The sequence below is a fragment of the Protofrankia sp. Cas4 genome, assembly GCF_963555915.1.
Classification (GTDB): domain Bacteria; phylum Actinomycetota; class Actinomycetes; order Frankiales; family Frankiaceae; genus Protofrankia.
In genome coordinates, this window is the sequence record NZ_CAUVXL010000088.1 from 1 (window position 1) to 10,530 (window position 10,530).

13 protein-coding genes and 1 pseudogene are annotated in these 10,530 nt (G+C 68.1%); 8 read left to right on the forward strand and 6 right to left on the reverse strand.

The annotated features are described in order from the left end of the window. Positions 1–322 precede the first annotated feature (322 nt). The 4 genes and pseudogenes from U9979_RS25135 to U9979_RS08175 all read left to right on the forward strand — a co-directional run bounded on the left by U9979_RS25135 (position 323) and on the right by U9979_RS08175 (position 2,254). Positions 323–964, forward strand: a complete 642-nt coding sequence (locus tag U9979_RS25135; protein WP_416219715.1) for a DUF6518 family protein — start codon at positions 323–325, stop codon at positions 962–964. Between the two features lie 91 nt (positions 965–1,055). Next, positions 1,056–1,707 (forward strand): annotated as a pseudogene (locus U9979_RS08165) (transposase); the annotation flags it as partial. Further along, a complete protein-coding gene (locus U9979_RS08170) occupies positions 1,680–2,003 on the forward strand; it encodes a PIN domain-containing protein (protein ID WP_322778887.1) in 324 nt (107 codons plus the stop codon). The pseudogene U9979_RS08165 and the gene U9979_RS08170, both read left to right, overlap by 28 nt. Continuing rightward, positions 2,000–2,254 (forward strand): toxin-antitoxin system HicB family antitoxin, encoded by a 255-nt coding sequence (locus U9979_RS08175; RefSeq protein ID WP_322778888.1) that lies wholly within the window; start codon positions 2,000–2,002, stop codon positions 2,252–2,254. The genes U9979_RS08170 and U9979_RS08175 overlap by 4 nt, the downstream gene beginning before the upstream one ends. Before the next feature lie 81 nt (positions 2,255–2,335). Here the strand turns inward: U9979_RS08175 and U9979_RS08180 are convergent, their stop codons facing one another. After that, entirely contained in the window at positions 2,336–3,256 is a 921-nt protein-coding gene (locus U9979_RS08180; RefSeq protein ID WP_416219718.1) for a LysR family transcriptional regulator, read from the reverse strand. A gap of 95 nt (positions 3,257–3,351) precedes the next feature. On the opposite strand from U9979_RS08180, the gene U9979_RS08185 reads away from it, so the two are divergent. Together U9979_RS08185 and U9979_RS08190 are read left to right on the forward strand one after the other, a co-directional pair. After that, the gene (locus tag U9979_RS08185; RefSeq protein WP_322778890.1) at positions 3,352–3,633 is read left to right on the forward strand and encodes a hypothetical protein; all 282 of its coding nucleotides are present in this window, start codon (positions 3,352–3,354) and stop codon (positions 3,631–3,633) included. A 43-nt stretch (positions 3,634–3,676) separates the two neighbouring features. Further along, entirely contained in the window at positions 3,677–3,856 is a 180-nt protein-coding gene (locus tag U9979_RS08190) for an FAD-dependent oxidoreductase (RefSeq protein ID WP_322778891.1), read from the forward strand. A gap of 336 nt (positions 3,857–4,192) precedes the next feature. On the opposite strand, the gene U9979_RS08195 is transcribed toward U9979_RS08190, so the two are convergent. The 4 genes from U9979_RS08195 to U9979_RS08210 form a co-directional block, all read right to left on the reverse strand. Continuing rightward, the gene (locus U9979_RS08195) at positions 4,193–5,107 is read right to left on the reverse strand and encodes an aminoglycoside phosphotransferase family protein (protein WP_322778892.1); all 915 of its coding nucleotides are present in this window, start codon (positions 5,105–5,107) and stop codon (positions 4,193–4,195) included. 117 nt (positions 5,108–5,224) lie between these two features. After that, positions 5,225–5,407, reverse strand: coding sequence for a hypothetical protein (locus U9979_RS08200; RefSeq protein WP_322778893.1), 183 nt, complete (start codon positions 5,405–5,407; stop codon positions 5,225–5,227). Positions 5,408–5,746: 339 nt separating this feature from the next. Beyond that, entirely contained in the window at positions 5,747–6,652 is a 906-nt protein-coding gene (locus U9979_RS08205) for an SAM-dependent methyltransferase (RefSeq protein WP_322778894.1), read from the reverse strand. Between the two features lie 711 nt (positions 6,653–7,363). Further along, positions 7,364–8,890 carry a CoA transferase gene (locus U9979_RS08210; RefSeq protein ID WP_322778895.1) on the reverse strand — a complete coding sequence of 509 codons (1,527 nt, stop codon included), beginning with the start codon at positions 8,888–8,890 and terminating at the stop codon, positions 7,364–7,366. 302 nt (positions 8,891–9,192) lie between these two features. Here U9979_RS08210 and U9979_RS08215 point away from each other — a divergent pair, with 302 nt between their 5' ends. Further along, complete coding sequence (locus U9979_RS08215; protein ID WP_322778896.1) at positions 9,193–9,666, forward strand: hypothetical protein; 474 nt, start codon at positions 9,193–9,195, stop codon at positions 9,664–9,666. Here the strand turns inward: U9979_RS08215 and U9979_RS08220 are convergent. Then, on the reverse strand, positions 9,646–10,173 hold the full coding sequence (locus tag U9979_RS08220; protein ID WP_322778897.1) for a VOC family protein: 528 nt from the start codon (positions 10,171–10,173) through the stop codon (positions 9,646–9,648). The genes U9979_RS08215 and U9979_RS08220 overlap by 21 nt on opposite strands. 43 nt (positions 10,174–10,216) lie before the next feature. Between U9979_RS08220 and U9979_RS08225 the strand changes: the two genes are divergently transcribed. Continuing rightward, a partial coding sequence (locus U9979_RS08225; RefSeq protein WP_322778898.1) for a MerR family transcriptional regulator occupies positions 10,217–10,530 on the forward strand: 314 nt, incomplete at its 3' end.

The window sequence follows — 10,530 nt, forward strand, 5'->3', positions numbered from 1 at the left end:
ACTGGCCCCAACTGACCGACCTGCACCTCCGCCTAGGGACACTGAGCTTTTACGATCTTCCCGCTGTTGCGGCCCAGCCGCGCCTACAGTTTTCTGAGTGGATGTAAGTGCGCCGGAACCGCTGCGCCAGAAGGTTGATCATCACCCTTCTGGCGTCCAGGAATCACCCTCACGTATCGGTCAGGTTTCGCTGATACCGGGTGGGCCGTGGAGCCCCTCGCGACGAGGGCCGCCAGAGAGGGCGGCGTGGCCTCACGTTCACGCTAATATCGGTTACCAGAGTTTTCCAATCTGATAACCGAAAAGGAATCCAACGAATACCGTGACACCTTTGCGATCGCGCCTTCTGGCACCCATGATAGCCGCACTGACCGCTGGTGCGATGCTCGGGATTCTTGCCGCCCTTCTGCTCGCGGTCGACGGATCGGTAGGCCATGCGGTATACCTCGTCTTGGCGGCTGGATGGTCCTGGGCTGCTTTGGCTTTCTGCATCGGCCTTGCGCGAAATCGCAGGATGGAGTCCGCCATCCTGGCCTCCGCATCCCTGCTCACAGCCGTGATCACTTACTACCTGGCAAAGCTTGGGCATGGAGACTTTCTGACGGCGGACGTGAATGACCCTTCCGGGCGAACGCGGATGATTTCCTGGTACGAATTCTGGTCGGTGACGGTGTCTTGGTGCATAGCCGCTTGCGTCGCCGGCCCTCTTTTGGGCCTGGCTGGGAACATGGCGCGAAATCATGGATTTCGCAGCCTTCCTTTTCGGGTGCTGGTTCCACTAGTGGCTATCGTCGATACTTCGCAGCGGCTCAAATTCGATGCCCCGATGCAAGGATCGGTTGCCGTGACGACATGGAGCGTAATCCGCCTCGTAGCGGTGGCTATCGTCGTCGCCCTAATAGGGCACACCTTGACCACCTGGGGTCTCCGTAGCATCCGCCGACAATCGGGTGGATATGGCTGACCAGCTCTCACCTAAATCCGCCAGTACCTGGTGATGTTGGGGGTTCATCGACACGCTGCTTGCCCGCGCCGACGACCCGGCTCACCCCGACCGTCGGGTGCACTATGCGGTTGGGTTCGACCTGGACGACCGGGTCCGCACCGCGATCGGCCGGCTGCCCGCCGGCGTGTGGTCCCCGGCCGTCGACGCCGCCGGCGATCCCCGTGACAATGGTGAGGTCGCCGAACTGACCGGGCTGCTGCGCACCGGTCCGGACGAGGACCGGCTGGCCCGCGGACATGAGGATCATCTTCCGGCGGGAACGGCCGCATCCCGGCGCCCAGCTTTCTCTGTTCGAGCAGCATGAGGGCCACCGTTTTCACGTCACCGCCACCAACCTGCCGACCGGGCAGGTCCCGCTCTTGGAGGCCTGCCACCGGGTGCAGGCCCGGGTCGAGTCGAGGATCCGCTGCGGGAAGGACACCGGCCTGCGCCGGCTACCGTCCCAAAAATTCGCCATGAACAGCGTCTGGTGCGCCGCCGTTGGGATCGCCTGCGACCTGCTGGCCTGGCTGGGGCTGCTCGCGCTCGACGGTGACCTGGCGAAAGCCGAACCGAAAACGATCCGCTACCGACTGCTGCACACCGCCGGACGGATCATCCACGGCCAGCGGTCACCCTCGCGCTGTCCGCCCGGGACTTCCCAGGGGCGACGGGCCTCGCGGCCGCCACCGCAATGGTGGTCCTGCTCGCCCTGGTCATGACGGGCCGCGATCCCCTTCCGCTGACGCGCGTAGCAGGCGATCGTGGCGGGAGAGACGATGTCGCCACACTCCTTGACGCCGTGGTCGCCGTCACCGAACACGTTCGACTGGCGTTCCTATGGCGGCCGACCCTACGTGACCCGGACGACGACATGGTGTTGGAGACAGCGGTGAACGGCCACGCCGAGTGGATCGTGACGTTTAACAGGCGTGACTTTGGAACAGTCACCGAACAATTCGAGATCGGCGTCTGTACGCCGGCGGCAGCGCTGAAAATGTGGGAGGAACAGCTATGAGACAGAGCAATTTTGCGCTTCGGTTGCAGCCCTCGCTCTTGGCGGAGGCGCGCAAGGTCGCGGAGGCTGAAGGCGTTGCACTGAACCAACTCATCAACGTGGCGGTCGCGGAGAAGCTCTCCGCGCTACGCACCGAGGAGTACTTCTGGGAGCGTGCCGCGAGGGCTGACACCCCCGGGGCCTTGGCCATCCTCGAGCGCGCCGGTGTCGGCAATCCGCCGGATGACGGCGACGAGCCGTTGCTCGGATGACGGTTGCGGGCTCCGTCAGCTCGGGCTGGTCAGGCCGGAGCAGGTGGAACGCGGTTTCGGATGCATCCGACACGCGAAGGTTCAGCTTGGGTTCACAAGTGCTTCGAGGAGCGCCTCGATGGCTGGTGATCGGGCTGTCCGGGGAAACCACAGTGCTTCGTAGGAGATGGTCACCAAGCGCCCGTGGTTGTGCACGGGGTGGGTGGTTTCGCTGTGCTGGAATCTGGATAGCGGGAGCAGGGCGCCGCCGAGTCCGAGGTTGGCCCAGCTTTCGAGGCTTCGGTAGCTGTCGGCTTCGCCGGGGTAGGGACGCAGTTCGGCGCCGGTGTGCTGGAACAGGGCGCGGGTGAAGGTGGTGAGGCCACATGCTTCCCCGACCATGACGAGGGGTTGGCCGGAGAGATCGGACAGTTCGACTGGGTCGTTGGATGCGTTGTGGGATGCGTTGTGGGAAGCAGCGGCGCTGGCCAGGTAGTGGATGGGTTCGCTGTCGATGATGCGGCGGCTGCATTCCGGGGCTTGCGTGACCGCTGGGACGAGGATGAGGTCGAGGCTGCGATTGAGCAGGGCTACGCGCAGTTCGGCGAGGTCGTTTTCCTTGAGGATGAGCGCAGCGGGCTCGTGTTCGCGCGCGGCCTGGAAGGCTCGGGCGACGAGGGTGGGGTGGATCAGGGGTGAGACACCCATCCGCAGCGGTTCGATCGTGGCCCCGACAGCGGTGCGCGCTTCGGTGATCATGGCTTCCAACGAGCCGAGTAGGTCGTGTAGGTGGGGTAGGAGTCGGGTGGCCAGCGGGGTGGGAGTCACGCCGGTGGTCGAGCGGTCGAACAGTGGCCCGCCCAGGGATCGTTCCAGCGTGGCGATGCCGTGGGAGAGCGCTGGCTGGGTGACGCCGAGGGATGTGGCGGCGCAGGAGAACGAGCCGAGGTCCGCGGCGGCGCGGGCGTAGTACAGCTGGGTGACCTTGATGCCGTCGCCATGCATCTTCTTTATGGCCACCATGCATCGAAGACTACTACCGGGCACGCACCGGCTCGATAACCATGGTGTGCACGGGCCGCTCGCCTGGAGAGCGGCCATCGGTAGAAGGAGTCGTTATGGCCATGTTGGAGATCACCCTGCGGGTGTCGGACGGTAATCGCGCTGCCGCGGCCGTCGTCTACGCCAAATACCGCCAGCCCTTCCTGGACCAGGCGGCCGGGGCGAAGTCCAAGCAGTTGCTTGTCCGGGACGAGGACGTGCAGGTCCTGCATGTGTTCACCTCGACGGCCGATGCGCAGGCGTATCTGTCCAGCGACCTGTTCACCGCGGACGTGGTCCGCGAGTTGGCGCCGCTGCTGGACGCCGATCCCGAGGTCCGCGTCTACGACGAGGCCTGACACCGGTCGTAGTAGCCGCCGGGTATTGGAACGGGTGGATGCGATGCTCAACGGATCGCACGATGTTGTCGTGGTCGGCGCGGGCATCGCGGGCCTGTCCGTCACCGCGGCACTGGCCGGCGCGGGCGCCGACGTTGTGTGCATCGAGGCCCGAGAACGCGTCGGTGGCCGGCAGCCACCAGGGGTGGCTCGATCTCGGCGCCACCTGGTTCTGGCCTGGTGACCGACGGGTATCCCACCAGGTCACCAGGCTTGGGCTGAAGCCGTTCGAGCAACACGTCGCGGGCGCCGGACTGCACGATGTCCCGGGTGGAGTACGCCGGCTTGGCAGCGGCCTTTCCGGCGTGCCCGCCTACCGCTTCCGGACCGCGAGTCCACCTGCCGCCGGAACTGTGTGCACGGTCGGTGACCGTTCCTCGGGAGACTGCCGTACTGCAGTCGTACTGAAGCGGAGATGGACGTCGATGATGGTCCGCTGAGCGCCACCACCCCGTCCGCGCGAACCCCCACCGCGCCAACCGGCCGGCCGCCATGTGTCCGACTCCAAGGATCAGGAGAACTATCGGAGGCGCTGAGGTGGAGGTTCGCGGGTTCCGTGGACCGTCTGACCTGCTGTCATCGCATCGAAAGGTCGGCGAAGCAGCCTGGCGAGACGGTCACACTGGTCCGCGACCATGACCTGGTCGCCGCGCGTGTCGAAATAGACGACAGCCGACAGGTATTCCAGGGCGAAGACCGCGGCAAGCCGGTCGCGGACATCGGGACATTCCGTGTCCAACCCGTATGCCTCACGGAACGCGGCGCCAAGGACCGGGTGCAGCCTCAACACCGATTCGGTGATCTTGACCATGTCGTAGAGGGGATCGGCGAGCCGTGCCTTCTCCAGGTCGATCACTGCGGCGAACAGCCCGTCGCGCACCACAACATTGCCAGCCCAAAGATCGCGGTGGACCAGGGCGACAGGCGCGCCGTCCAGAGCCGGTCGGACGCGCTGCCAGAAATCCTCCAGCTGGACAACCAGCCCCGTGGCGAGGTGCCCGCGCGCCGCGCCGTGGCGCAGCTTCGCGGTGAAACGCCGGTCCGCCATGCCCAGCCAGTCCCGACCCGGCGCCCTGATGCTGTGCATTCTCGACAGCCAGGCACCTAGATCCCCGCCGAGGCGGGTGGCCTGCTCCGTGCTCCATCCACTGATCGGTTCGTGGGAGAGGTCGTGGCCGTCGATCCACCGCACAGCGATCAGCCAGCCGGCCGGCGTCCATGTGGGTGGCACAACGACGTCCTGGTGGGGCAGACCGCGGCCGGACAGCAGGTGCGACGCCGCCCGCGTCACCGCCAGTGGCCGCACGTCGGAGCGCACCTTGACGACCAGTTCACCGACCTGCGTCGTGACTCGAAACGTCTCGCCCCCGTACCCACCGAACAGCGGCGTGACGCGGCCGGCGGCAAGGCCGACGGCGGCGAGGGCGCCGGCCACCGATCGCACGGTCTCCGGGCGAGTCTCAGGACCTGATGAAGAAGTCATGGGCCTTCTGGCAGACGATCCGATGGCCGAGGTCAGCGCTGCGACCAGAGATCCCGGTAGCGGCGCTGTTCAGCGCACGGAGACGTGCTCGGGCACCCGGTCACAACACACGCCAAAACCGCTGTGCCGGGGACACTCGATGTCATCCGCCGACGGGCAGTAGTAGATGTCCGGGCAGCCACAGTCGTATACGACGCGCTCCCACGCACGACTGATGGCTCGCGACTGAGCGCTGGCCAGGTCACGGGTCATAGGTTTGTCTCCCTCTCTCGACGCCAGTACCGGGCAAGCAGAGATTCACCGAGTGGCGCAACACAGCCGGACGGGGCGATATACATCATTCCGGTGCGGTTGGAGGTCTGCGACATCCCCGATCCGCTCCGACCCTGGCAGTCGGTCGATCTCTTCGCCGGTCGCGGGTACGAGACGCTACTACGCGCGTTGCGGGACTCGTCCCGGGTTGGCCGGTAGGTCAGCGGGCGCAATCACAGCTCCGCCCGAGCCCCCGGCCGCCAGGCCGCGCGCAGCCCGTCGCACGGCGCCGGAACGGACCGGAACGCCGGGGGTATTGACCCTGTTCGAAAGCTCGGGCTAGGGACGTGCGAGTTCAGCGGTGAGGAGGCGTGTGTCCAGCCATGGGGAGGTTGATTGCCTCGTGAAGGGGTCGGTCAGGTCGCGGCCGTAACGATGGGCGACCGTGGTGACGTCTTCCTCGCGGACGGTCCAGCCGTTAAGGCGTAGCCACTCGGCTGGCTGCTGACGAGCTTCGGTGTTGATCAGAGACTTCATCTCGATACCGGACCGGCTGCTGAGTTGATCCAGCGGCGCGGCGTCGGACGTGAGGCGGTTCACCTGGGCGATGCGGTCAAGCGCGATGCGGCTGCCGGGAGCGGAGAGCTGGTGGATCTGCCGCAGAAGGCGTTCCTCGGCGTCCGCCGGGAGGTAGGCGAGGAGTCCCTCCGCGACCCAGGCGGCCGGGACGCTTCGGGTGAACCCTGCGGTGGTGAGCGCGGCTCGCCAGTCCTCGCGCAGGTCGGTCCCGACCGCGATACGCCGGCAGCCCGGTTGCGCCTGCTCGCCGCGGAGCACATCCTCTTTGAAGTCAATCATCTGCGGTTGGTCCACTTCGTAGAGCGTGACGTCGGCTGGCCAGTCGAGTCGGAACGCTCGCGTGTCCAGGCCCGCGGCGAGAAGGACGATCTGGCGGACACCGCCGCGGAGCGCGTCGCGGACGACGTCATCGTAGAACCGCGACCGCACTCCGATGTAGCGGGAACCGTGCAGGTGCAGTGCCTGCTGGTCGGTCACCGGCTCGCCCTCGGCGGGCCAGCGCGACGGGAACGCGATCGGTGACTCGACAGCGTGGACGAACGCGGCGCCGAGTGGGTCGTCAATGAGAGCGTCGGGCATCGACGACTCGACGGTGCGGGCCGCGGCCAAGCCGAGGGCTGTGATGCCCGGACCGGTGACGATGTCCCAGGTGTGCTGCTCCATCATGCTGCGTTCCCTTCATCGTGTGGCCGGAGTGAATCTAGTGGCTCGGTCCTGAGATTCATCCGTAGCAGTCTCTGATCACGTTGATGATCTGGTCGGCGGTCCTGGCCTACCTGAAAGCCTTGATCTAATAGTCTGTATACCGTTCAGTGTCACGGATATGCGGTCTGCGTGACTCGGGACGGGCCATCCCAGAGCGCGTACGCCAGCGGCGGCCGCATCATGCCACGCCGCCGGCAAGTTCAGCGGCGCGTCGGGTGCCGGGCGAGCACGGACGGCCAGGGCCGCGCGCAGCCCGCCGCCGACATCCAGGTCCCCGCACGGCTCCCCAGATGCCGCGGGGGCGGAACACGAACGGATACCCCGAAGCACGAGCAGCAGCCGATATATGACGGCGCTTTTCTCATTGCGGCGTTTCCCCGCGAACTGGAGAGGCCGCGTGTCCTTTTGCCGCGAGTGGCCATCCGCCCTACCGTCTACCTCGCCAGGACATTAGTTCCCTGAGGAGGACCTTAACGAGGGCGGGTTGCCGGGCCGGTGCGCGACGGTCCCACCCGCGCACCGGACCGGCCACTCGTCCAGCGCGCCGTCCTTCGCCTGCGCCGCGGTCCGGCTCACCCGCTCGGCCCGTCCGGTGGAGCGCCCACTCAGCCGTCGCTGACGACCAGCGCGATGCTGCGCGCGCTCCAGCGAACACAGCTCGATCAGCGGAGGTCAGGCCAGCCAAGCGGGCGCCGATGCGCCGAAGGGCTCGGCGAGTCGGGTCCAGGTGCGCGGCGTCCCGTCGAGGATGACGGGCGGCAGCGCGTACGTGAGCCGGCCCGCCGGCGTATCGACCTCGGCGAGCCAGGGCGACGGGTCGGGCAGTTCGCGCGCCGGTGAGCTGGGGACGACTGCATCCGGACGATCCGCTTCGCTGTTGCCGCCAGCGCGGTCGGTGCCGAGCAGCCAGGCCGCGGTGCGGGCCAGCGACAGTTCGTAGACGCCTCCGACGCCGTTGGCCATCCGGGTGGCCAGTCCGCGCAGTACCGCGGCGGCGAGCAGGTAACCGGTGCCGTGGTCGAGAGCCTGTGCCGGGAGCGTGCCAGGTGTTCCGTCTGCGCCGGGCGGGCAGCGCACGGCGATCCCCGTGCCGGCTTGGACCAGGCTGTCGAACCCGCGCCTGTCCGCCCACGGCCCGTGCGCCCCCCACGCGGACAGCGTCGCGACGACAAGATCGGGACGGCGTTCCAGTAGCGCGTCGGGGGCCAGCCCGCGCGCGGCCAGGCCGTCCATCCGGTATCCGGTCACGACTACGTCGGCCTCGGCGAGCAGAGCGTCGAACGCCTTGCGGTCGGCCTGCGCGTCGAGGTCGAGCAGGGTCGAGCGCTTGCCGGGACCGGTGTCGAGGTGCTGCTCGGCGATCTCGGGCAGGCGTGGACTGTCGACCCGCAGCACGTCCGCTCCGAGCAGGCTCAGCGTGCGGGTGCCGATCGGGCCAGCGATCACACGGGTCAGGTCGAGCACACGGATCCCGGCGGCTGGCGGCCCGCCGCCCGTGACCGCACGCGCCCAGTGTCCCGGGACGGTTGTCGGGACCCCGGCGTCCGCTTGGCGCACGCCGATGAGTGGCAGGGTGGCAACGGTCGCGCCCTGCGGGTGGGCGAGCCACGTATCGGGCGTCCGGACGGCGGCCGCGACCCCGCCCGCGCCGGTGATCGCGTCCTCCGCGTCGCCGGCCCGCGACGCGGCCAGCACTCGGATCACCGCGGCCAGGGCCGCCTCGGCGGCCGTGCCGTCCACGTCGACGAGGTCGCCGAGTCCGAGCGCCGTGAGCAGGCGTCTCCGGTGGTGCGGGTAGTTGCCGTGGGTACGCAGCCAGCCGTCTGCCGTCCGGAAGAACCGGGAGAGCGGGTCGAAGGAGCCGAAGCCGGCACCGTCGCGGCGCAGGTGCCGTTCGCTGTGGAAGGCGACGGCCACCGCCCGGCTGTCGATGTGCGCGACCGGTCCGCGGGGGATGCCTCGACGCAGGGCCGCCAGTTCCGACGCGGCGCGAGCGGCCGCGGCAACAGTGGCGACGGCGAGCGCCGTCACCGGCAGGGGCGACGGAAGGGTCACGGCCGGCCCGTCGAACGTCACCGGCCCCGCGCGGCCGTCCGCTCCCGCGCTGTCCGCGCCGCCGAGTGCGCACCACGCCTCGCCGACCATGCGCACCACGGCTGCGGCGTCAGGATCGCCCGCCACGTCACGTCCACGAGCCATGGCCCATTATCCCACGTTATTCTGTCCAGAAGGTGGCGCCTGATCCTCAGCTGGCCGCTCGCAGCGCGGCGATCAGCCATTCCATCGATCATGAAGCCCGGCTGTCTCCGCGTACGCCGCGGTGATCGTGGCCGCCAGTGCCATTCCAGCGGCCCAGGTCGTACGCGTCAGCGGCTACACCCTGATGGGACTGGGTCTGTTGATCCTGGCGGTGGGAGACAGCACGGCTACATTCCTCAGGCCTTCCCTGGCACGGCAGTTGGCTGGCGCTGGTTACCATCGGTGCGCCCGCGACGGCCGCGGTGTGGACCACCGGACGCACCGGCCGTGCCGATCAGGGCGTCATGGCGGCGCTGTGTGCCGGCACCTTCGCCGCGCTGCTCGTCGCGCTCCTCGGACTGAGCGCGATCGCGTTCTTCCCCGACCGGATACCCGACATCGTGGGCCCCGTGATGGCCCCCGGCACCAGCGCGGCGCAACGGCAGGCCGCGGACGCCACCGAAGCCGCCGACCCCTATATCGGCCTGCTGCTTTTCGGCGCGCTTCTCGTCGTGATCCTGTGGGTGATGGCCCGCCCGCCCAGCCGGGTCGGGGTGAAAAGCGCGCTGTTGACTCTGGTGGGTATCCCCCCGGTCACCCTCGGCCTGTCCGCCCGGCACTTCCCCGGGGCGGCGGGCCTCGCTGCCGCCACCGCAATGGTGGTCCTGCTCGCTCTGGTCATGACGGGACGCGCTCCCCTCCCGCTGACGATGGCTTCATGCGTCGGACGCAGGTGACGAGGGGTAGTAACGGGCCTCGATCACGTTGTTGTCGGGATCTGTGAAGTAAAACGCCCGCGGTGCCATGCCACGCGCACCAAACGACTGCTCCATGGTTATCGGCACGCTGACGGCGTTGTCCGCCAACCGGCGGCGGAGGGCGTCGAACTCCTCGCGGCCCATGGCGAGGCAGATGTGGTTGACCGGATGGCCGGCGGTTCCGCCGGCTCCGGGGACGGCGTTGACAGCGGCGGCAGCAGCCCGCGGCATCAGGTCGATGATGGACTCGGTCGACACCCGCACGCTCGGGAACGGCGCCTCCCCGGTGCGAAATGCGTCCGCGCGGACCGGCGGGAGACCGACCACGCGCTGGTAGAAGTCCAGCGAACGCAGCGGGTCCGCCACCCACAGGACGACATGATCAAGCTGTACGTCCATGAGGACCTCCACCGTCTGGCCGGCCGCGGACGATGCGATGCCGTCCGAATCGAATGTGACGCACGTCACCGCCGTGCCGGCAGTCATCGGCTTGAGTCTCCACCTACTGGAACCTGGATCGTGGCGGTTCATGGAGGGACACGCGACCGACCGGCTGATCACGATCGGGCGGCTCTCGGAACTGACCGGGGTGCCGGTACGCACCATCCGGTTCTACGCCGACGAGCATCTGGTCGAGCCGGTTGCGCGCAGCAGCGCCGGTTACCGATTGTACGACGCGATGGCGGTGGCCCGCCTCGAGCTGGTGCGCACCTTGCGTGACCTGGGCATCGACCTTCCGACCGTCGCGAAGGTACTCGCGCAGGAGATCACGGTGGCCGAGGTGGCAGGTGCGCATGCCGAGGCGCTCGGCGCACAGGTCAGGGTGCTGCGGCTACGGCAGGC

Bases quoted from the DNA above. Each gene is read 5' to 3' on its own strand.
- U9979_RS08170 (WP_322778887.1), top strand. From the start codon at position 1,680: ATGGTGGTCCTGCTCGCCCTGGTCATGACGGGCCGCGATCCCCTTCCG.
- U9979_RS08175 (WP_322778888.1), top strand. From the start codon at position 2,000: ATGAGACAGAGCAATTTTGCGCTTCGGTTGCAGCCCTCGCTCTTGGCG.
- U9979_RS08180 (WP_416219718.1), bottom strand. From the start codon at position 3,256: ATGGTGGCCATAAAGAAGATGCATGGCGACGGCATCAAGGTCACCCAG.
- U9979_RS08185 (WP_322778890.1), top strand. From the start codon at position 3,352: ATGGCCATGTTGGAGATCACCCTGCGGGTGTCGGACGGTAATCGCGCT.
- U9979_RS08190 (WP_322778891.1), top strand. From the start codon at position 3,677: ATGCTCAACGGATCGCACGATGTTGTCGTGGTCGGCGCGGGCATCGCG.
- U9979_RS08200 (WP_322778893.1), bottom strand. From the start codon at position 5,407: ATGACCCGTGACCTGGCCAGCGCTCAGTCGCGAGCCATCAGTCGTGCG.
- U9979_RS08205 (WP_322778894.1), bottom strand. From the start codon at position 6,652: ATGATGGAGCAGCACACCTGGGACATCGTCACCGGTCCGGGCATCACA.
- U9979_RS08210 (WP_322778895.1), bottom strand. From the start codon at position 8,890: ATGGCTCGTGGACGTGACGTGGCGGGCGATCCTGACGCCGCAGCCGTG.
- U9979_RS08220 (WP_322778897.1), bottom strand. From the start codon at position 10,173: ATGACTGCCGGCACGGCGGTGACGTGCGTCACATTCGATTCGGACGGC.